We start from the raw sequence: 21,256 nt of genomic DNA, 5'->3' as shown, positions 1-21,256 counted from the left end.
GCTGTCGGATGCAACGCGACCTTCCTTCGCGCAATTCTCAGCTGTGCGAGGCAGTGAAGGTCGTTCTGGATCTAGGTTGCTACCTGAAGTGGACTGGTTCTTCCTGAAGTGGATTGGCGGGGGGATATATCGCGCCGTCGTCGTACACGTCCTGCCTGTGTGTCTTAAATGTTGAGGGCAGCGCCTGATCATCTCGGAGGTCAAGATCGATGGCTCTAGAAGATGGCGCGGTTAGTCTCCGTGAGATTACGATAGCTCGCTGACAGCAGGCCCCGCAAGATTTGCGCGCACCTTTGCCAGCACCAGCTTCAGTTTTGCGAAGCTGACCGGTTTTTCCAGAATCGGAGCATCTGCGCCGATCACTCGCTTCATGTCTTCGCTGTCAGCATATCCTGTCGCAAAAATTATCGCTGCCTCAGGCCACAGCTCGTGGATCCGTCTCGCAAGCACCGCACCGTTCATCTCAGGCATCGCATAGTCGAGAATGAACAGATCGGGGGGATCGGCCGCCAAATCGGCCAGGAATTCTGGTCCACCCGGAAATACTTTAACCGAATGGCCCTCATCGATCAGCATTTCGCGCAAGGTCTCCGAGCATGCCGGATCGTCATCGACCACGGCAATATGGAGAGGGGAAAGGGCAGCTGGCGAGGCCGTTTTGCCGTCGCTTATCTTATCGGCCGTCTGCAGCGCTTTCCTGAGATAGACTCGGACGACCGTACCTTGCCCCACTGAGCTTTCGAGACGGACAGTTCCACCCGCCTTGCGCGCGCTGGCATAAATCTGTGCGAGGCCGAGCCCGGTACCCTTTCCGACCGGTTTGGTCGTAAAGAAGGGCTCGGTGGCTCGGCGGAGTGTCTCCTCGTCCATGCCATGGCCAGTATCGGCTACCGCCAATTCGACGTACTCACCGTCGTCCAGCTCATGGTCGCCTTCGATAGCCGTAACGCGGGTCGCGATTGTCAGAGTTCCTCTCGATGCCATGGCGTCGCGGGCGTTGATGGCAAGATTGAGCACCATCATTTCCAGTTGGGTGGTGTCGCCGATAACCGGCACCGGGTGAGGGTTGAGTTCGAACCGCAGGTCAATCATTGAACCCAAGGTGCCTTTCAGCAACTCGGTGAGCCCTTCGATAACCTCGCAAATGACGACCGGTTTGAGATTGATGGCCTGCAGTCGTGAAAATGAGAGCAACTGGCCGGTGAGGCGACTCCCGCGTGTCAGGGCTTCAATGCCAGCCTTGGCGTACCGCTTGACGCGCTCGACATCTGCCGGCTTTCGGCCAATCAGTTCAAGCGCACCCATCGCACCGGACAGAACATTGTTGAAGTCATGCGCGAGTCCAGCTGCCAGTTGACCTACGGCTTCCATCTTTTGGCTCTGCAGAAGAGCCTGCTGCGCCTCACGCAATTCGGAGGTGCGTTCTTCTACCCGTGTTTCAAGTTCGGCATTGACGGTAAGAAGCCGCCGAAGGGCCTGGTCACGTTCGATGACCAGACGGGTCCGCTCGGCAAGCTCCTCCATGAAGGCGATGTCATCGCGGTGCCAGTCGCGGGGACTTTGGCTGTTGAGATAGACGATCGAGAGTAGCTTGCCGTCACTGACGAACGGCACGACCAGAATGGCTCGTGTATCGACATCACTTGCGGTTGCATGGGTTGCCGGTTCGCTGCTGAGCTCATTCTCAAACAGGTTTGCGATCGCAACCGTTGTGCCGTTGGAGAGCGCTGCGACGATCTTTTCGCCGAACGCTTTGGCAGGATAGCGGCCCAAGAGGGCTGGAACCGTGCCATCGGTCCAGCAGATTTCGTAGTCAAACTCGTCTGACGTGCGGTCAAGCAGTCCATAGCCGGTGCGGTTTACGCCAAAGTGCTTGCCCATGAGCATCGCAACCTGGTCCAGCGCGCTTTTTTGGCCGGAGCTTCGCAACACGTCGGCAATTTCAAGCCGAAGTGCGACACGAGAGGCGCGCCGGGCCGTCGTCTGGACAAATGCGTCCAATCGCGCCGCTGCGGTACCGATAGCCAGGATCAGACAGGTCAGCAAGCCGATCCCGATCGCAAGAAAACCCTGCCTAACCGAGAAGCCAGCGCCGTCGATGTGACCAACGGCATGAAACGTGGCGGCGTTCATCCCGGCAAAATGCATACCGGAGATAGCCAGTCCCATGAAGCAGGCAGCAACGGCCTGGACGAGCAGTGAATGGTCTCTTGAAGCGAGCAGGAGTGAGGCGATGGCTGCGGTAATCGCGATGAGGATGGAAAGAAGTACCCAAACGACATCGTAAACAACATGGGCAGAAACTTGCATCGCCGCCATTCCGACGTAATGCATGGCAATGATGCCCAGTGCCATGAGAGCGGCTGCCATGATCAGTCGCGGGATAGTGATCGCGTCCTGCGAGAAGATGGCAAAGCCCAGGCCCGTAAAGCCGACCGCGAGAGCAAAGGACAGCGCGGTCAGCGCAACGTCATAGCTCATCGGCATTCCTGGCGTCTGGAAGGCCAGCATGGCTACGAAATGCATTGCCCAGATCCCGCCGCCAAGTGCGAAACTTGCCGCGCCAAGCCAGTATTTGCGCATGACAACTGCTGAATGTCGGCTGCGCCGCGCAAGGTCGAGCGATGTGTAGGACGCGCAAACCGCAACTGTCAGCGCAAGGACCACCAACCAACCGTCATGCTGCCCCATCATGACGTTTTCCGCATAGTCGAGCTATAGAACTCGCCAGGCTTGCGGAGATACTCTTTAGGTTGCAAACGCACATGCAAGCGTCGACCCGATCGCAGGACTTTTTTGCTTCTCACATTCCCGTCCCGCTAACTGCCGTCTGGGCGTCCCCGAAACACTCCGTTCGATAGAACGGTGCGAACATCGTTTTGTTCCGGCAAGAGCAGTGAACCTGCGTCTGCGTCGGCAGGGGTTAAGTCTAGAGGTCTTTTGCAGTGAAGGTGCTCTTCAGATGGCTCTATCCCCGATGCCGATGAGTTGGGACCTTCGATGTTGAAACAGGGTTAGCAGCGACCGCTAGATTTAGACCGCTGTCACGGCAGCGACCTCGCCTGATCGGATGGCGCAGATAGGTTAACGCCTGGTCGGTCATCTATCATCAGGGGACCTTTCTGGTTGCTACACCGGGCTTGCATTCGCATGGACACTCAAGGGCGTCCAAGAACATTTTGGGGATCGCCTCGCTCCCCGGAGGAGGGCGCTAGGAAAATGAACTGACAGTCTACCGCAACAAGAAGCGCGAACCAAACGCAAGCAATGTGCCGCGTGACGGTGCAACAAAAGTCAGGTGTTGATGGTGCCCCAGCCTCCGGTTGGATCAGATCCGGAGGCAAGGGCGAACAGTTCGCCAGATCTGATGGCTCGCCGTGCCTGATGAGCCTAGCACCAATGCGGCATTTCAGAAGACCAAAAGCGCGGTGATCCGCCGGGGCACGCCTCATTCTGTTGTCACTCATCCACGCTGGCACGCGATAATACCAGGCGAGGGTGAGGCACCTCGTTTGCTCAATGCCATGCGGAATGGCAGGCTGGACGCTCTCGCCCGCTCTGCAGCTTACGGCTCACCGAGCCAGGCGCGAAGCCAGCTCTCGGTGTCGATCAGCGGCAGAAGAAGATGTGTCCGGGGATCGGCGCGCCTTGCCCTCTCCCGTAACGCGCTCTTCACTCTGGCCAGATCGAGCAGGCCCTGGCGCGCGAGATGGCCATCGAGCAGAACCGACATAAGCGCTTCCGCCTGCTGCTCTATCGCTGCAAGTGCATAGCCATCGAGTGCCCCTTTGCTGCGTCGATCGCGGATCAGGTCTGGCAGGCGGTTTGCAAATGCAGCTCGGGCCACGGCCCGGTCTTGCCCGCCCTCGACCCAGAGCCAGCTTGGTATACGCAAGGCGGTCTCGACGACGGGCTGGCTGAGCAGCGGAAACCGCGTCGGGGCAATGGCGTGGCGAGGATAACCATCGACGTGGGCGAGGCTGGCGAGAATGGCATGAACGTGGTCCCGCTTTCCGGGCAACATGCTGCTGGTTTCCGCGAGCCAGGGGTGCAGCGGTGCATCGGGCAAGGGCACGGTATCGGCGAGATATCCGCGTGTGCGCGGCCAACTGCCCGGATCGCTCGCGCCTCGTGCCAGCTGCCAGGCCCTGCCAGCGACTGACCAGACACTCGCGTTGTGATAGCGGGCAATTGCCTCGATCGTGCGCCAGGTGGACCTGGCGGCCCAACCCGACCGGATCGCGGCATCCGCTGCGGCCCCGGCAGCGTTGGGCGTTGCAAAAACGCAATCACCACCCGCACCGCTGAAGAATGCCGTGATCGCTTGCGCCTTGCCTTCCTGTGCCAGCACTGCATCGGCAGCGCCGAGGATGACCGGCAGGCCTGGACGGGCTTCGCGACTGCGGGCCGGGCCAACCAGGTTGGATATTCCAACTTCGCGCAATGTGAGCGCGATGAGTGCAGAATCAGCGGCAACCTGTGCATAGACGCGCTCATCGCTCTCTGCCGAGCCCGTTGAAAGGCTGACCGCTTGTGCCTGGGCCTCACACCTTGCCAAGGCCGCTGCGATGATCGAGGAATCGAGCCCGCCCGACAATTCGAGCAGGACCCTGCCATCACCTGCCAGGCACCGGACAGCCTCGTCTATGCTGCCGGCAAGGCCCCTGCTGGCGTCAGCGAAGTCCGCGATCTCGGTATCTGTTCGCACGAACATGCCCGGGGACCAGGCCATTGTTCGCCTCGCCGGTTTCACGGCAAAATCGAGCCATTGCCCGCCCAGAAGTTCTTCAATGCCGACAAGGCCGGTCTGCGCAGTCTTGAGATGCAGGAAAGTAAGATGGTTCGCGACAAAAGACCATTCGATCTGTGGCCTTCGAGCGCGCGCAGCCGCAAGCTCTGGAACATGCGAGGAGATCCACAGTCGGCCGGGCACAGCGGCCGTGTAGACAGGGAGATGGCCAAGCGGCGCTCGCAGCAGCCACGCCGGACGCCCGCTCCCGGACATGTGCAGGGCAAGGTAATTGCCCCAGCAATGCGCCACGAGCAGGTCGGGATGAAGATCGGCGCGCTGCAACACCGCAAGATCGCCGAAGATCTGCCCGATGATTATTGTCCTGCCGATCTGCCGCAATTCGGTCGATGGCGAGACATGGATGGTAAGCCCTTCGAACTTTCGTGCGCGCCATGGACCGGGCAGCCGGTGAACGAGATTCCCGGCCGATCGCGAATCCGGTCGCACATGCGGCTGCCCATCGAGGGCGCATGCGACGAGATAGCCTTCGGTCACAGTGCCAGTACCACTTCGAAGCGGCGCACCTTGTCCAGCGGATCGGTCAGGACGAGACTGCCCGATTGCACCCAGCAATGGGCTTCGAAGGGATGAAGTTTCACCCCGAATACCAGATCGACCGCAAAACCCTCGCGCCGTGCCACGCGCGCATAGGCCAGCGCGTCGGGAAGGCATCTTGGCCGAACCGGCACCCAGCGTCGCGCCCGGTCGAACGCTCGGGCGTGGGTCACAAGGTCACGTGTCGTACGCCCCCGAGACGCAGCAGGCAGGTCGATCAGGACCTGGTGGAGCGGTGCCGAGCGCAAATCCATTCTGGCGCGGATGCAGTTCCAGACGCTCGCTACCAAATGCAGCGGCCGCAACCGACCTGCTTCGGGACCTTCCACTGCGCTGGCGGTCGGCGTCCGGATGTCTGATGCCGTCAACCAGGGTCCTGCGTCCTGTTCTCGCTTCGTCAGCAGGCCGTGTCTTTCGAGTTTGCGGCAGTCGTCCTGAGACAAGAAACACGGCTTGCCACGGCGCAGGTCCAGCAGCGCTGATGCGCAAGACCCGCTCCACATCGTGTAGCGATCACGCCGGACATCGAGCACGACCGCCTTGTCGCCGATCAGCGCAACACCGACCCCGGCTGCGATTTGGCAGGAGGAAAGATCGGCCCCAGGCGCTGTCATATTCGCCTCGCACAAGCACAAGGCAGGTGCGCCAGGCCAGCAAGGCCTTGCGCACCTGCCACTGGATCAGTCGCGATCAAGGCCCGGCAGCTGCGCGAGCACACCGAACTCGATCCGGTCTCCCGGAGGGCCGAGCGTTTCGATGCTGGCGGTACCCAGGTCTTCGACGTCCTCGACGAGATCGAACGTGCGTACCATCGGTCTTCTCCTTTTCACCTCGCCGCGTGATTGCGGCAGGATCAGACTATGGACGGCGCCGTGTGATCTGAAATTTATACGAATTCTATATGCCGATTGTTGGCACAGACGGGTTCGCTGGGCGGTGCAGGGCGTGCAGGATCTCGGCAGAGCTGCGAATGCGCCGGCGGTGGTAGGCGCCCAGCAACCGTCGCAGATGATCCTTGTCGCCACTGTCCAGCGCGCATTCGATGTCGCGCACTTCTGCGATGGAGCCTTCCAGTACGGCTGGTTCAATCATGCGAACGGCATGTAGGCGTGCGTTGAGGAGGGCCATGACCCGACCATGCTCCGAGTTGACCGAAGCGCGTGCCACTCCCTCGAATGCATCGGCGACGCGTTCGGCATAAGCCGTCCGACGCTCGGCAATCCGGTCCCAGTCCACGATCGTCCATGGCCGCCAGAGGCGGAGCGCAAGGCCCAGCACTTCGTTGCTGAAAGCGTACATGTCCTTGAGCCTTGGCTCGTCGAGCGTCGGGAGAAAGAAACCGCCCGCGCGATGGGTCACGACAAGCTGCTCGCCGCACAGCACATGCAGGGCCTCGCGCACGGGCGTGACGCTTGCACAGAGCTGTTCGCCGATGACTGCGGGATCGAGCCTGTCACCCGGCATGAATGCGCGGGACAGGATCATGGCGCGCAAGGCGTCGTAGATGCGTTCCGCTACGGGGCCGGCGCTCATCCGCTCCTCCCATGTGCAAAGGCACGGGCCTGCTGCACCTGGTCTGGACGCAGGGCATCGATCGCTCCGAGGGGCTCGCCCTTGTAGTCTCCGAGCAGGATCGAGGGACATTGCCCTTCGAAGTTCCCGAGGTTCGGTCGGTGCTGCACATATCCTGCAAGTGCCGCGAGCTCTGGGGGAAATGTCCTGGCAATGTCCGGGGGGTAGGCGAGCCACGGGTTCTCGTAGGGCTTGAGCCAGCCCAGCGAATAGCCGATCACGATGCCGCGCCGCTCTTGTGCACTCGCGTTGGCGCCCGCGCCATGAAGCGTCGAGCCGAGGAAAAGCAGGGCTGATCCCGGGACAAGCTCGGGCGCGATAAAATCGTCCTGGGCCATGGCCGACAGGGCGTTGCTGCCATGGCTCTGCGGACAGATCCGCGTACCCCCGTTCTTTTCCGAAAAGGGAGTGAGCGGCCACATGACATTGACGAGGTACTCGCGTTTGCCGAAATCGACCTGCCACATGTCCTGGTCGCGATGGGGCAACTGCGCGGGGGCGCCGGGATGGACTGCAATGGCCTGGGTCGTGTTGAGCTGGATGCGGTCGCACCAGGGCCCGAGAATCCGGCTCACGACATCCTGAATGACCGGATGCAGGACCAGGCACTGGGTGGCAGCCGAACGGCGCAGAAGGCGGCCGAACCGCTTGGTGCGTTCCCCGTAGAACATGCCGGTCCCGAATGGTGTCGCTGCAAAGTCGCCTTCGAGATCCTCATGGAGCTGCTCGATCACGGAAACGGGCAGGGCTTCATGCAGGATCGCGTAGCCATCAGTCTGCAACTGACGGACGGCCATGCCGATCTGGTCTGCCGGTTCCATCAGTGCCATTCCTTGTGCCCGGCGGGCAGGGAGCCGGGTATGGCCTTGGCAAGATTGTCAGCGTGGCCGCAATGGATCCCGGCCGCTTCGAGCAGCTGCGGTGTGTCGGCAGTGATGCCAATTTCAAGGCCGACCAGCTCCTGCCCTCCTGTCCGGATGGGCGCGCCGAGGGCCCGGCAACTCCAGCCGAACCGTTCGATCTGCCTGAACCAGCCAAGGCCTGCGACTGCGCAGTACCGCGAAATCGCGGCGTCGATTGCATAGGTGGCAAGCGCGTGGACAAGGGCATTGCGGACGTCGCGCCGCTCGCGGGCATTCAGCGACCGGTCGAGGCAGAAACGGGTGATTTCGAAGGCATCGGGTGCGCAAGGTACGGGCCCGGCACAGAGCATCGGGAAAAGGCCCGACAGGATTCCTTGCCGTGTAGTCGGCAGGAGCCTGGCAGACGCGAGATGCTCTCCGTTGTCACTGAGGATCAGGTAGCGTGCGTGCTCATCATCGAACTGGTCCATTTCGTATTGCCCGGCAAGGACTGGAAGGTCCCACCCGAGCAGATCGATGAAGACTGCCTTTCGTGCAGCAAACATTGCGCGCAGCAGGGCAGCGCCCGGCTCCGTGCCGGGCGTGGTGACTTTCAACATGACGGATTGCTCCTCAACCGAACTGGTCGGTGAAGGATCAGACAGCGGTGACCTCCTCGCTACCCCCAAAAATGGGGGTATCTCCAGGGCCGGACATCCCCGAACGTGAGCGTTCCGTCATACAGGGTCAGGGTGATCAGCAATTGTCTCTTGTAGATTCCGTAGCGCTGACAGGCCGTGCGAACATGCTCGGTCACCGTCTCGCGCGATATGCCCAGGATTGTCGAGATTTCCGGATCGGTCTTGCCCTGCGCCATGAGCAGCACGCAGTCGCGCTGGCGATCGGTCAGAACCGGTTTGCGCAAACCCAGGCTATGACCTCTCTTCAGCCAGAGACGCCGCGCGGTTTCGAAGGCGAATGTCCCAGCGCAATGGGCGATGAGCGGAATTGGCTCACCATCTCGCGGATTGCGGCAGGCAAAGGAGCAGGATCCGCGCGCTTCGCCCGGCACGTGCGCTGGTACAGTAAAGCCATTACGCAAGCCCTGTTCTTCACCAAGAGCAAGCATTCTATGGTCTTGGGGCGTGAGCGGAATGAGGCGACCGATGTCAGACCAGGAGAAGCCCTTGGCCGTCACGTGGCTGGCCCGATGCACCGGATCAACCATGCCCAGCGCATGGGAGTCGTAACTTTCTGCCCAGCTCTGCGGGTAATTGTGCAGCCTGATCGCTCCATCATCCTTGCTCGCAAGCTGACAATGATGGGTGAGAGCATAGTAGTCGAAGCCAAGCCTGTTGGTTACTTCGCCAAGCAGTTCGTCGAGTTCGATAATCGAACCCACCCGGTCAGACATGTCTTCCAGAAGTTCCCCAAGCGCCCGAGCCGCCATGAGGTGCCATTGCGCCCACCGGCAGTTTTACTTGCCGGACTCCAGCAGGGCGCCCTTTCTCCTGCCTGTGGACCGCGATCCAACTTCTCAGGATCGGAGGCGATCCGGTTGCAACTGTCACACCTCTATCACGGTTCAATCCCGCTTCAATACCGTGAACCGCCAAATTCGATCAATATGTCAGAAGGTTATTTGCCTTGCAGCAAGGTGCGCTGCTTTGATTGCAGACAATACACAGGCTCGGCCAGCAGCGAGACCCGCACATGAGCGCTCGTCCGGCTTGCGCTCGATCTCGCCGGATTCACGGGATTCGTAAGCCAGCTCGGCAAAGTGCCGCAGCTTCACGACGCTACGCCCTGGATGAATTGGGCGATCACACATGCCGCTGGACCAGCATGGCAACAGCGCTCGCGGCATTTGCCGAGTTCGATGGACGCGTTCAATCCGAACGCCACATACTTCCTTTGCACTGGTATGTTGCGTGCCGGCTTGTCGTCGAAGGTGGATTCGATCCGGACGATATCATTCCGCGGCCACCGTTTCGCGTGGAGCGTCGTAGACGCAAGCCTCCACTGCTGCACTTTGATCCGACCCTGGGCGGATGCGGGGAAGGGACTGTTCTCGGAGGGATCAGAGCCAAGCATGTCGACGTTCTGGTTTCGCTTGCCCGGATCGGACCTGTGCTCTCGGTTTCCTGCAAGGGCGTCACCGGGGCCTTTCGCAACCTTGGCAATCGCCTCGAGGAAATCATCGGCGAATGCAGTAACCTCCACATGATGCATCCGGCACTGGTTATCGGGCACCTGGTCCTGTTGCGCGGCAACCGAGTTACGAATGAGAACTCGGCAGCACAAAACCGTCCTGCCCTTGATTGGCGGCGAGGTGGCGGCAATGCCGCATTGGCGCAGGATGGGGTGCCGGTGTCGCCAGTGCGGCGGTTTCACGACGCCCTGCAGGTTTTGGGGCGCCGCCGTGAACTCATGGACCAGGCCGGACAATGCGAGGCTGCGGCGCTTGCCATGGTTGCCATGGAGGAGGAATGCCGGACAAGGTTGGTACCGGGCTTTCCGAGTGAGGAAAGCGGGTTGCACTTCGACTCGTTTTTTGCCGCGCTGTATGCCCGGTATGACGAGAGGTTTGTTACCCGTTGCTCGATGCTGGATCGGATAAGCCGGCGTCATTGCTGGGATCGATCATCTCCGGGGCTCCGTCTGTTCGGCCTGGATTACCAGCCGAGAGTGGCGCTGCTACCGACGAGTGACTTACCTTAGCCTTCCTGCTGCCTTGTTCATTTTGCCCTTGGCACGAGAAGCAAAACCGTCGAATCTGCGTTCCATGAACTCCGGCCTTGATCACCTGCCCGAAGGCAAGCGGCGTGAACTTGCACATGTGGTCGAGACCGTGCGCACGGGCTTTGCCGAGGCAATTTCCACACGTACCCAGCCACGCTTCCGCGCAGGCAAGTTGCTCAAGATCGTCCTGTTCGGGTCCTATGCCCGGGGTGATTGGGTCGAGGATCCGGTGGGACGCTATTTCTCCGACTACGATCTTCTCGTCGTGGTGAACCACGACGATCTCACGGACATTGCCGAATTCTGGGAGGCGACGGAGAACAGGCTGCTGGCGGATCTGTCAGCAGGGCATGCGCTGCGTACGCCGGTTAGCCTGATCTACCACAGCCTGGAAGACGTGAACGACAAACTACGGCTTGGCCGCTACTTCTTCATGGACATCCTAAAGGATGGTATTGTCTTGTTCGAGGAGCCAGACTTTCACTTCGTCGAGCCCATGCCGTTGTCGCCTGAGCAAGCTCTCAAGGAGACACAAGACTACTTCGATGACTGGTTCGAGAGTGCCGCGGGATTTCTCGACACCGCCCTTTACGCTCAAGCGCAGGGTCGGAGCAAAGAGGCAGCTTTTCAGTTTCACCAATCGGTAGAAAGGTTCTACCACTGCCTTTTCCTCGTTCGTACTCTTTGGTCTCCGAAGTCGCACAACCTTAATCGTTTGCGCGACATGGCCGAGGAGCTCGAGTCCACGCTCAAGGACGTCTGGCCGCGTACCGGGCGCTTCGAAAAGCGCTGCTATGCCCTGCTGCGCGATGCCTACGTCAAGGCGCGCTATTCGCCTTCGTACAAGATCTCCACCGACGAACTCACATGGATCGCCGAGCGTGTGAAAGTGCTGCAAATTTTGGTGAAGAGCGCCTGCGAAGCGCGCATCGAGGACCTCGCCAAAGCGGCCTGACGCCAGTTGATCGTTCCGCCGAAAGAGTACCAGCGCTGCGTATCTCAACACCTAGGCGTCCGCTTCTAGTTCCGTTGCCTACCAGATTACGTGCAAGCTAGAATTTCCAACTTTGCAGCACATTGTGAACATATTCCGGCGTCTCGCCATTGCGGGGAATGCCGCCAGCACGTTCAACGGCGCCGGGCCCTGCGTTGTAGGCAGCTACCGCGAGGTGGACCACGCCAAACCTGTCGAGCATCTGCCGCAGGTATCGCGCTGCGCCGAAGATGTTGGCCTTTGGATCGAAGCGATTGAAGACCCCAAGCTCCTTTGCCGTAGCGGGCATCAGCTGCCCAAGGCCCGCGGCACCCGCTGCGCTGACAGCCAGAGGGTTATAACGTGATTCTGTCCATACGAGCGCATCAAGCAGGCCCGCGGGCAATGCATACTTCGCCTCCGCAGCATAGATGTGGGGCAGGTAGTTTGCTCGCCGAAACCCGTATGGGGCCGGCTTGGCATTGGGTTCGTATCTGTATGGCAGGTTAACCCGGCCATCGTCCGCCGCTGACAGGCGCGGCGCGGGGGCGGTCTGCGAGGAACGCCAGAGCCCATGCTCGACAAGTTGGAAGCCGTTTGATGCTTCCGCAATCCGAATGCCTTCGGAGGGGCTGGCCGCAGCGCCGTTCGCGGCTAGCGCTGTTATGTCCTGAGCACTGGCCGGGATAGCAGAAGTGATCGCGATGCCCGCGATCAAGAGAGTTCTGATTGTCATTTCTCGATCCTTGTCTAGTCGAATCAAGTGAGAACATATAAAGAACAACCAATGTAGGAAAATTGGAATGGCGCGAGTGCAGAGCGGAGGCTGCGCGGGGAGGGCACCTCAATCGGAGAAGGTCGATGCCCCCGTTAGACAAAGTTCATCAACTCGAACGCCGCGCCCGCACGATCGTCGAAAGCCTTCAGGGTACATGGAGTCGAGGCAAAGGCATGTGCTGCTGCCCCGCACACGACGACCGCACTCCCTCGCTGAGCGTGACACTGGGGCGCAAAGCGATCCTGTTTCATTGCTTCGCGGGATGCTCGAACGAGGAGGTCATAGCGGCGCTTGACCGCCAGGGTGTTCGCAGCCGTGACCTGTTTGGTGGCTCGGGTGCGGTTGCCGCTGATCGACAGGAAAAAAGGGCATTCAATTCCAACGCGCGGCGTTTGTGGCATTCGGCGACGGCGATCTCCGACAGCCCTGCCGAAGGATACCTCGCGCAGCGCGGGATTCTGCGTGCCTCTGATCAGCTCCGTTATCTCGACCGCACGCCGCTCGGACCACGTGGTGCAGTCCAGTTCCTCCCTGCAATGTTGGCGGCCGTCACGAATGACATCGGCATTATCGCGATCCACAGGACATTTCTCGACGCGCCGAGCGCAAAGCTCGCCGCTTTCGATCGGCCGAAGCGTGCGCTGGGAAGCCTTGGCTATGGCGCTGTCAGACTGGCCCCGCCAGCGGCGGGCCGGTTGGGCCTTGCCGAAGGTATCGAAAGCGCCCTGTCAGCCATGCAGCTGTCAGGGATTCCTTGCTGGGCAACGCTGGGGAACGAGCGGTTCGGCGTCGTCGCGATCCCAGAGAGTGTGCGCGAGCTCCACTTGTTCATCGACAATGATCCGGGAGGCGAGCTCGCAAATCAGCGAGCCCTAAAGGCATATTCTGCGTCATGCCGGGTGATCCAGTCGCGAGCGCCAGCGTCCGCCGGTTTCGACTGGAATGACGAACTCAAGGCAAGGCTCGCTCGGAAAACCTGATCAGCATGCCAGAGGGGAGGGGGCCTTCGGCTGATTGAGGCCTGCGAGACGCAGGACCTCGTCAGGAGGTTTCCCATGTCCAACTCTTCCCTCGCCTTCGCATTCGATCCACCATCTCCGCCGCTTGTCGTGACGGCAGCCAAAGCAATGGCGTTGCAATTGGCAGCAGGCAGCGCGCTTTCGCGCAGCGACATCAACCGCATCATGACGGACCACTTCGGTGGAACCGATGCACTCGGGGCATGGTCAGTCCGTGATGCTCACGCTGCGCTCGAGCTGGCGCAGGTTCAACACCTGCAAGCATCAGATCAAGTCCAGCCCACGAGCCCGATCGACGAGGCGGAACAGTTCTTCTGCGGTCTCGATGCCCGAATTCCGACCCAGACCAATCGCAGCGACGAGCAGATTGAATGGCAGCAGTTTGCAACGCCGCCGCGCCTTGCCTGGCTCGCTGCCCGGGCTTGCGCGCTGAGCGTCCATGAGATCGTGCTCGAACCTTCGGCCGGTACCGGCATGCTCGCAGTCTGGGCGACCAAATCCGGTACGCGCCTTGCCTTGAACGAAATCTCGCCGCTGCGCCGCGACTGTCTGACTGCTGTGTTCCCGGCTGCCCGCGTGACCGGACACGATGCCGAGCTGATCGACGAATTGCTCGATCCGGCCATCAGCCCCAGCGTCGTGCTGATGAACCCTCCCTATTCCCACGGTATTGAGCGGGGGCACGATGGCCGCACCGGAGCGAGGCATCTACGATCGGCCTGGAACCGCCTTGCCCCCGGCGGACGGCTTGTCGCGATCATGCCTGAATGGTTCGACTGTGCGAAGTTCTTGGCGGGGCTGAAGGGACCGATCTCGCTGCGGCTCAATGCCGCCGTCGAACGCGCGTTCGTCAGGCAGGGCACCGGCATAACCACGCGACTGCTGGTTCTCGATAAGGTTGAAGGCGCCAAAGAGCTCGTCGCCATTCGCACGAACGAGTTCCGCCAGCTGGTCGATCTTGTCGATGCCCTGCCTGCTCGCGACAGCAGGCAGGCCGCAACCGAACAATCGAGCCTTCCAACTCGTTCGCCGTTCCGACTGGTAGCCGCGCCACGCCGACCGATCCCGGCCCCTGGAACGATCACTCGAGCTGCGTCAATGACCATCGGCGCGCTGACCTACGAGGCGCTCGCAACCACTGCGCCGCTTGAGGCACAAGTCGGCCACTATCTGCCCTATCGCCCCAGCCGGATCGTGATCGATGGCGCGGCCGAGCATCCAACGCCGCTCGTCGAGTCCGTCGCCATGGGGTCGATCTCGGCACCCAAGCCGGACGCGGTGCCGCAGCTGCCCGACGGGCTTATCGCCAAGGGTTTGCTTTCTGCTGCCCAGGCAGAGACCATGATCTACGCCGCCAGCGCTCACGCCCGCAATCTTCCCGGCCGGTTCGAGCCCGAGGACAAGGGCTGTTCGCTCAAGGCGTCAGCAGAAGGTCAGGTCTACCGGCAAGGCTATTTCCTCGGGGACGGCACCGGAGCCGGTAAAGGCCGCCAAGTCGCGAGTGTCATTCTCGATCGCTGGGTGCGCGGGGAACGCCGCCACATCTGGATATCGAAGAACGAGGCGCTGCTGGAAGACGCTCGCCGCGACTGGGCCGCCCTTGGCGGTCTCCCGATCGACATCCAGCCGCTGGCGTCCTGGAAGCTGGGAACCCCCATTGCGATGCGCGACGGGATTCTCTTCGTCACTTATCCAACCCTGCGTTCAGGCCGGAGCGACGCAACGCGGCTGGATCAGATCCTCGCCTGGGCCGGTGAAGATTTCGACGGCGTCATCGTGTTTGACGAAGCGCACGCCATGGCCAATGCCGCTGGCGGCGAAGGCTCGCGAGGCAAGGTCAAGGGATCGGAGCAGGGCATTGCCGGGGTGCGCCTGCAGAACCTCCTTCCCCGGGCAAGGGTGCTCTACGCTTCGGCCACCGGCGCGTCCGACGTCAACAACCTGGCCTATGCCACGCGCCTTGGGCTCTGGGGGCCGGAGACCGCTTTCGCTAGTCGCGAGGCTTTCGTTGCCGACATTCGCGACGGCGGCATCGCCGCGATGGAACTGGTTGCGCGGGACCTCAAGTCGCTCGGACTCTACACAGCCCGGGCCCTTTCATTCGCCGGTGTCGAATATGAGATCCTCGAGCATTGCCTGACCGAGGATCAGATCGCGGTCTACGATGCCTATGCCGAAGCTTGGGCGATCATCCACGCTAACCTGCGCGAAGCGCTGGAGGCCACGCGGATCGTCGACAGCGAGACTGGGGGCACGCTCAACTCGGGTGCCAAGTCCGCAGCGCTGTCGATCTTCGAGGGGACCAAGCAACGCTTCTTCGCGCAGCTGCTCCTATCGATGAAGCTCCCGAGCCTGCTGCCTGCCATCGACACGGCGATTGCCGACGGGCATGCGGTCGTTGTCCAGCTGGTCTCGACGGCCGAAGCCATGCTCAACCGCCGGCTTGCCGACCTGTCTCACGAGGAGCGGGAAGCTCTCGAGATCGACCTGTCCCCGCGGGAATACGTGATCGACTATCTCGCCAAGAGCTTTCCTGTCCGCCTGATGGCGGCGTTCACCGACGAAAACGGCAATGCTCGCTCCGAGCCGATGAGCGACGACCAAGGCGCTCCAGTCGTGTGCCGATCAGCGCTCGCCGCGCGCGACCGGATGATCGAGCAGCTCTGCGCCCTGCCGCCGATCGCCACCGCGCTTGATGCCATCATCGAACGTTTCGGCGTTGACCAGGTGGCGGAAGTCACCGGCCGCACGCGCCGGTTGATCGTCGGCCGCGATGGTCGTCAGAAACTCCAATCCCGGTCGTCGCGCGCCAACGTCGCCGAGACCCAGGCGTTCATGGACGGCGCCAAGTGCATCCTGGTGTTCTCCGATGCCGGAGGAACCGGGCGCAGCTACCATGCCGATCTGGCCGCGAAGAACCAGGCTCGCCGCGTCCACTTTCTGCTTGAGCCGGGCTGGCGGGCTGACGCCGCAATCCAGGGGCTTGGCCGGACCAATCGCACCAATCAGGCATCGGCCCCGCTGTTTAGGCCCGTGACGACAGATGTGCGCGGCGAGCGCCGCTTCATCTCTACAATCGCTCGGCGCCTCGACAGCCTGGGAGCTCTGACGCGCGGGCAGCGCCAGACCGGCGGGCAAAACCTGTTCGATCCGGCCGACAATCTCGAAAGCATCTACGCCAAGGAGGCGCTCCACCGCTGGTTCGGCCTGTTGTTCACGGCAAAGCTCGAAGCGGTCAGTCTCGGGCGCTTCCAAGAGCTGACAGGCCTGCGGATCGAAGCGCCAGACGGGTCGATGGTCGATGACCTGCCTTCGATCCAGCGGTGGCTCAATCGCATCCTCGCGCTTCCCATTGCCCTGCAGAACGCGATTTTCGATGAGTTCATGGGATTGGTCGAAGCGCGCATCGATGCCGCCCGGCAGGCCGGCACACTCGATCTCGGCCTCGAGACCATCGCAGTCGAGGACTTCGCGGTGCTGTCCGACACGTTGCTGCGCACAGATCCGGCTTCAGGCGCAACCACCCACCTGCTGGAACTGGAAATCGCCAGAGCCTTGAAGCCGCTTACGTTGAACCGGCTCGAGGAGATCCACGGCCTCACCGGGCAGCGGCAGCGACCGGTTCGGAACGCCCGCTCTGGTCGGGTCGCCCTGCTGGTCCCCGCTCGCAGTATTCTTGCCGATGACGGCACGCGCGTGACCCGCTTCGAATCGCTGCGTCCCCTCAAGCGCAGCCACATCACCGAAGATCAGCTGGCGGAGAGCAGCTGGGAGGATGTCTCCCTCGACGATTTTCAAAATTCCTGGGCGACCGAGGTCGAAGAAGCCCGTTCCAGCCACAAACGCGAGCGCCTCTATCTTGCGACGGGCCTCCTGCTGCCGGTCTGGGACAAGCTCCCTTCGGATTTCGTGAGGGTGAGCCGCATCTCGGCTGCCGATGGCCGCTCGCTCCTGGGCCGTGAGGTTCCTGTCCATTGCGTGCCCGAACTGTGCCGGGCGCTGGGTCTGGAACGGGAACAAACGCTCTCTGCTGATGAAATTGTCCAGTCCGTCCTCGCGACGGGCAGAGCCATGGAATTTGCGGGACGCGAGCAGCTCATGGTCAAACGCAGCCTGGTCAATGGCTCACAGCGAATCGAGCTCACCGGTTGGAGCGTAGCCCGCCTCGACTGGTACAAGGCCCAAGGCTGCTTCACCGAGGTCATCCGCTACCAGACCCGGCTCTTCGTGCCGAACGAAGGCGCCGCAAGCGTGATTGCCAGACTGGCATCATCGGTATAGCTCCTTGCCATATGGCATTATCTGGAATATATGATGCCATATGGAGAACTGCCATGCTGGCTCTGCAACCCGTTGATACTGCCGTTACCGCGTTCCGGCCCGATCCGATTACCCAGGGCGAGGCAGCGGCCATGTTCCGGGCAGTCCTCAATCTGTTCGGCAAATGGGAACTGACCGACGAGCAGGCTGCAACCCTGCTCGACATGCCACTGCGCTCCTATCGTCGATGGAAGGCGGAAGGGCCGGGGCGCGTATCGCGTGACGGTCGTGCGCGCCTGTCCAACCTCATGGGGATCCACAAGGCGCTCCGGATCATCTTCTCCGAAGCGACCCGCGGGTATTCTTGGATCAGAGCAGCGAATGAAGCGTTCGGCGGAGCCAGTGCGCTCGACGTGATGCTGGGAGGCGAGCTGACCGACATCATGCGGGTGCGTCGCTACCTTGACGCCGAGCGTGGTGGCTGGTGAGCGGAACAACGGATATCCCCGTTTCTAGAGTCGAGTGGAAGGGCGCTGTCAGGATCATTCGCAGTGCCTTTCCGCCGATCGACCTGTTCGAAGACATCGCTGATCCCGCCGACTGGCCACTGCTGATCTCGGCGGAGCAGAAGACCAATCCTCGCATCATGGCGACGATTGGCAATCTCGACCTCGTTCCGGTTGGCCGCCGCGTCGGCGGCAACGGTGCCTCCTACCTCATGGCGCCATTCACCCATGTCAGCACCGATCGACCGAGCCGCTTTGCCGATGGCAGTTATGGCGTGCTCTATGTCGGCGACCGGTTTGAGACCGCGCTGTTCGAGACGATCCACCACCATGCCCGCTTCATGGCACGAACCAAGGAAGCGCCTGGCTGGACCTCGCAATTCCGGGAAATCGTCATGTCAGTCGATGTAGACTTACATGATCTCCGAACTCTGGCGGGGAAGCCGGATTCGGCGCTCGATCCTGACAGCTACGCTGCATCTCAAGCGCTCGCGCGGCACCTCAGGGGCGCGGGATCGAACGGGATTGCTTACCCGAGCATCCGGCACCCCGGCGGGGAATGCGTCGCGCTATTCTACCCGGACTGCGCATCAAATCCGCTTCAGGGGCGGCACCTCGACTATCACTGGGATGGCGCGCGGGTTGATCTGGTTCGTGATGCGGGATCGGGCGCTGTCTTCCGGATTGTCGATTTGCCGCCCGATCCCGCCTGACCGAACGAGCTGGGTTTCCGGCCGAGTGCGGTAGGTTCTTCGAGCGCAGCTGGCGGCCAGAGCGTTCATTCCTGCGCACCAGCCTTCACGAGTTCATGAAGCGCTCTGTCCGGCGAAACTGGTCCCTTGTACAGCGGGCTACACGGTCTCTCCGCGAGCTTGGCGGAAATCGCCAGAAGGTCGTCGTCATCACCCTTCTCATAGGCATAGGCAGCCAGCCAGAATTCTGCCTGCTTAACGAACTCATTGAGGATGCCAACAACGCTCCGATTCGCAGTCTTTGCGTACCGGACCTGGTCCATCCGCCAGACTTCTTGCGCGATGAATTCAGAAGGGACGCCTTGTTCCTTCAGAACCAGCGCCAAGCGTGAAGGGAATCTTCGAGCGAGCGTGGCTGCTGGGGCCAGCGGCATAAGCACGGGAAGCAGCGTCTGTTCGGAAACCAGCAAAGCTACTTGCGGCTTCCAGAACAGGATGGTGGCGTACCAATTTCCCAGCGAAGTGTCGCTTTATTCGGGCGCAACGATTTCCGGCTTTATCCGATCAAGCAGCTTCTTGGTGCAGTGAAGTTTGAACATCATTGCAAAGGATAGTGTTGGGTGCTGAGCGAGTCCATTGGCGCTACCGACCTCGCCCCAGAGATGGCAAGTGTCGCCGTCATGCGGTCATTGCCGGGTCAAAATTGGCTCGTCAAGCGCCGTCATACGTTCAGCACAGTTCGGCGACGGCAGCGGGCCGGGGTCGGCCTGTCCGGTTTCGGCCGAGCCTTCGGCTAATCCGGAATTGGCACAGGCCGTCAGATGCTCAGTTTGCATAGCGCTTGAGGCGAAGCTCAATTTCTCTGCGCGGCAAGCGACAACGGGGATGGGCTGCAGTCTTCGACAGGCAGCCATGCAATGTTGCAGCATCACATATGCCGGCTGCCTCGATGCGGTCGAATATCCATAGAACGCCGTGGACGGCGACCCCTTCCGCCTCCGCGACAGACCGGAGCACGCTGTCGCCGGTCAGAAGCGTCCATTGCCGCCCCTGCGCCAAGGCGAAAGCGAACGTATCGGCTACGGACAGTCGTTCCTCGGCGCGGCGCAGCTGCGTAGCGCGACGGACTTCATTGCCATCGAGGGATTCGATGATGATGCCAAGTGCGCGAAGCCGCGCGCCGAATTCGGCGTCAAGCTCGCGTTCGAAGAGGAGGTCAGGGACTACCAGGCTGTCATCGAGCTTGAACGCAGCTTCGAGCAGATCGCCGCGATCAAGGTCGATGATGACCGAAGTGTCCGAAACGAGAAACGGCACGCGTTCACGCTGCCTCGGCCAAGCGCTTGTCTAGCGCCTGCAAGGTGATCCCGAGCATCTCGGCGGCGCGGCTCTCGCCGATCACGCCTTCGGCCAGCGCGCGGTAGCAAAGCCGCTCGAAACGCTTAGGCTCCTCATATTCGGGCGGGATGCGTGCGGGTTCCTCGAAAGGTTTCTTGCGCCACCCGCGCTTCGTGAATTCCTTGAAAAGAAACGAGAATGCCTTCCTATCGATAATGCCGAGGTCAAGACAGCGATAAGCGATTGCCTGGACGCTTACGCCAAACCGCTCCTTGATCGCCACAAGCTCACCGATGCTGATGGCCGAGCGCTGTGCGCCGACCTCGGCGCGCACGACATCGGCCGGCATCAGGAAAGCGCCGGCAAAGCGGTTGGCGGCGCTTTCATCATCGACCCCTGCCGTGGGCGTCATCACCATGTGGCCAAGCTCATGCGCGAGAGTGAAGCGCTTGCGTTCGGACCAGATGTCTTTGCGCACTACGATCACGCGCGCCGCGTCACGCTCCTTGCGCATTACCCGCGCTGCGAGACCGTCGATGTCTTCAAGATCGATCGAGAGCACTTTGATACCCCGTTCCTCCAGCAGTTCGGCGAGCTTTGGCACTGGGTCATGGCCGAGCCCCCATTCCTCGCGCACTGAGCGGGCTGCATCTTCGGCATCGCGAACGTCGTGCAGCGGATAGGGCGCGCTACGCGGCTGCTCCCATTCGACGCTCTTGAGACCGAGCATATCCTCTACCGCGAGATAGCGCTCGAGCAGCTGTAGCGTCTGCGCCTCGATCGTCGCCTCTTCCTTGGCGGTGCGCTTTTTGCGAAAATCGACGCCTTCGAGCGTCAGCTCCTCATCGCTGAGCAGATAGGATTCGCTGACGCCCAGCGCCGTCGCAAGCGCCATCAGTGCGCGCGAACCCGGCATATCCTCGTTCCGCTCATATTTTCCGATCGCCTGCGCACTGACGACGTTGCCCATGCGCTCGGCGAGGTCGCGCAGCGACAATCCAGAGGATGCGCGGGCGAGCTTCAGTCTCGTGCCGATCATGGCTTGGCTACCTTTCGTCTCCTTGGTTTACAAAAAATCTATATAGTGCCATTTTTGTAAACCGACACCCCTTGAAACACCATCAATGTGGCCCCAGATGTGGTTTTGTGGTGGCATTATAACGAAATTTTGTAAACCGGAGTTTCAC

The 21,256-nt window shown here is 61.3% G+C and carries 20 protein-coding genes; 6 read left to right on the top strand and 14 right to left on the bottom strand.

Features of this window, described 5'->3' with window-relative positions; genetic code table 11:
- Positions 1 to 246: 246 nt before the first annotated feature.
- From HGI47_RS08585 to HGI47_RS08545, 9 genes are all read right to left on the bottom strand, one after another.
- The gene (locus HGI47_RS08585) at positions 247 to 2,694 is read right to left on the bottom strand and encodes an MHYT domain-containing protein (RefSeq protein WP_168852321.1); all 2,448 of its coding nucleotides are present in this window, start codon (positions 2,692 to 2,694) and stop codon (positions 247 to 249) included.
- An 871-nt stretch (positions 2,695 to 3,565) separates the two neighbouring features.
- Positions 3,566 to 5,287 carry an asparagine synthase C-terminal domain-containing protein gene (locus HGI47_RS08580; protein WP_168852320.1) on the bottom strand — a complete coding sequence of 574 codons (1,722 nt, stop codon included), beginning with the start codon at positions 5,285 to 5,287 and terminating at the stop codon, positions 3,566 to 3,568.
- On the bottom strand, positions 5,284 to 5,961 hold the full coding sequence (locus HGI47_RS08575; protein ID WP_168852319.1) for a lasso peptide biosynthesis B2 protein: 678 nt from the start codon (positions 5,959 to 5,961) through the stop codon (positions 5,284 to 5,286). The genes HGI47_RS08580 and HGI47_RS08575 overlap by 4 nt, the downstream gene beginning before the upstream one ends.
- Positions 5,962 to 6,027: 66 nt before the next feature.
- Positions 6,028 to 6,159 (bottom strand): benenodin family lasso peptide, encoded by a 132-nt coding sequence (locus HGI47_RS08570; RefSeq protein ID WP_168852318.1) that lies wholly within the window; start codon positions 6,157 to 6,159, stop codon positions 6,028 to 6,030.
- Between the two features lie 85 nt (positions 6,160 to 6,244).
- The gene (locus HGI47_RS08565) at positions 6,245 to 6,880 is read right to left on the bottom strand and encodes a GntR family transcriptional regulator (RefSeq protein WP_168852317.1); all 636 of its coding nucleotides are present in this window, start codon (positions 6,878 to 6,880) and stop codon (positions 6,245 to 6,247) included.
- Complete coding sequence (locus HGI47_RS08560; protein ID WP_168852316.1) at positions 6,877 to 7,740, bottom strand: phytanoyl-CoA dioxygenase family protein; 864 nt, start codon at positions 7,738 to 7,740, stop codon at positions 6,877 to 6,879. Before HGI47_RS08560 ends, HGI47_RS08565 begins: the two co-directional genes overlap by 4 nt.
- Positions 7,740 to 8,381 carry an acyl-homoserine-lactone synthase gene (locus HGI47_RS08555; protein WP_168852315.1) on the bottom strand — a complete coding sequence of 214 codons (642 nt, stop codon included), beginning with the start codon at positions 8,379 to 8,381 and terminating at the stop codon, positions 7,740 to 7,742. The genes HGI47_RS08560 and HGI47_RS08555 overlap by 1 nt, the downstream gene beginning before the upstream one ends.
- Before the next feature lie 59 nt (positions 8,382 to 8,440).
- Positions 8,441 to 9,175, bottom strand: coding sequence for a LuxR family transcriptional regulator (locus tag HGI47_RS08550; RefSeq protein WP_168852314.1), 735 nt, complete (start codon positions 9,173 to 9,175; stop codon positions 8,441 to 8,443).
- Between the two features lie 216 nt (positions 9,176 to 9,391).
- Positions 9,392 to 9,556 carry a hypothetical protein gene (locus HGI47_RS08545; RefSeq protein WP_168852313.1) on the bottom strand — a complete coding sequence of 55 codons (165 nt, stop codon included), beginning with the start codon at positions 9,554 to 9,556 and terminating at the stop codon, positions 9,392 to 9,394.
- Positions 9,557 to 9,606: 50 nt separating this feature from the next.
- On the opposite strand from HGI47_RS08545, the gene HGI47_RS08540 reads away from it, so the two are divergent.
- Both HGI47_RS08540 and HGI47_RS08535 read left to right on the top strand, forming a co-directional pair.
- On the top strand, positions 9,607 to 10,482 hold the full coding sequence (locus tag HGI47_RS08540; protein WP_168852312.1) for a hypothetical protein: 876 nt from the start codon (positions 9,607 to 9,609) through the stop codon (positions 10,480 to 10,482).
- A gap of 64 nt (positions 10,483 to 10,546) precedes the next feature.
- Complete coding sequence (locus HGI47_RS08535; RefSeq protein WP_168852311.1) at positions 10,547 to 11,458, top strand: HEPN domain-containing protein; 912 nt, start codon at positions 10,547 to 10,549, stop codon at positions 11,456 to 11,458.
- Between the two features lie 97 nt (positions 11,459 to 11,555).
- Here the strand turns inward: HGI47_RS08535 and HGI47_RS08530 are convergent, their stop codons facing one another.
- Positions 11,556 to 12,212 carry a lytic transglycosylase domain-containing protein gene (locus tag HGI47_RS08530; RefSeq protein WP_168852310.1) on the bottom strand — a complete coding sequence of 219 codons (657 nt, stop codon included), beginning with the start codon at positions 12,210 to 12,212 and terminating at the stop codon, positions 11,556 to 11,558.
- 125 nt (positions 12,213 to 12,337) lie between these two features.
- On the opposite strand from HGI47_RS08530, the gene HGI47_RS08525 reads away from it, so the two are divergent.
- The 4 genes from HGI47_RS08525 (at position 12,338) to HGI47_RS08510 (ending at position 18,752) form a co-directional block, all read left to right on the top strand.
- The gene (locus tag HGI47_RS08525; RefSeq protein ID WP_168852371.1) at positions 12,338 to 13,234 is read left to right on the top strand and encodes a toprim domain-containing protein; all 897 of its coding nucleotides are present in this window, start codon (positions 12,338 to 12,340) and stop codon (positions 13,232 to 13,234) included.
- Between the two features lie 75 nt (positions 13,235 to 13,309).
- Complete coding sequence (locus tag HGI47_RS08520) at positions 13,310 to 17,554, top strand: strawberry notch-like NTP hydrolase domain-containing protein (protein WP_168852309.1); 4,245 nt, start codon at positions 13,310 to 13,312, stop codon at positions 17,552 to 17,554.
- Between the two features lie 53 nt (positions 17,555 to 17,607).
- The gene (locus HGI47_RS08515) at positions 17,608 to 18,021 is read left to right on the top strand and encodes an MbcA/ParS/Xre antitoxin family protein (protein WP_168852308.1); all 414 of its coding nucleotides are present in this window, start codon (positions 17,608 to 17,610) and stop codon (positions 18,019 to 18,021) included.
- Complete coding sequence (locus HGI47_RS08510) at positions 18,018 to 18,752, top strand: RES family NAD+ phosphorylase (protein WP_168852307.1); 735 nt, start codon at positions 18,018 to 18,020, stop codon at positions 18,750 to 18,752. Before HGI47_RS08515 ends, HGI47_RS08510 begins: the two co-directional genes overlap by 4 nt.
- A 65-nt stretch (positions 18,753 to 18,817) precedes the next feature.
- On the opposite strand, the gene HGI47_RS22635 is transcribed toward HGI47_RS08510, so the two are convergent.
- From HGI47_RS22635 to HGI47_RS08490, 4 genes are all read right to left on the bottom strand, one after another.
- Positions 18,818 to 19,117: a hypothetical protein gene (locus tag HGI47_RS22635; protein ID WP_240950081.1), complete on the bottom strand. Its 300-nt coding sequence runs from the start codon at positions 19,115 to 19,117 to the stop codon at positions 18,818 to 18,820.
- Positions 19,118 to 19,417: 300 nt separating this feature from the next.
- Entirely contained in the window at positions 19,418 to 19,567 is a 150-nt protein-coding gene (locus tag HGI47_RS08500) for a hypothetical protein (protein WP_168852306.1), read from the bottom strand.
- Positions 19,557 to 20,048, bottom strand: coding sequence for a hypothetical protein (locus HGI47_RS08495; RefSeq protein WP_039337794.1), 492 nt, complete (start codon positions 20,046 to 20,048; stop codon positions 19,557 to 19,559). The genes HGI47_RS08500 and HGI47_RS08495 overlap by 11 nt, the downstream gene beginning before the upstream one ends.
- Positions 20,049 to 20,052: 4 nt before the next feature.
- Entirely contained in the window at positions 20,053 to 21,108 is a 1,056-nt protein-coding gene (locus tag HGI47_RS08490) for an ImmA/IrrE family metallo-endopeptidase (protein ID WP_039337795.1), read from the bottom strand.
- Positions 21,109 to 21,256 lie beyond the last annotated feature (148 nt).

It is taken from the genome of Novosphingobium sp. ERN07 (assembly GCF_012641335.1).
In the GTDB taxonomy this organism is placed as follows: domain Bacteria; phylum Pseudomonadota; class Alphaproteobacteria; order Sphingomonadales; family Sphingomonadaceae; genus Novosphingobium.
The sequence above is the reverse complement of the archived record's forward strand: the minus strand, read 5'-3'. Positions and strand labels throughout refer to the sequence as shown.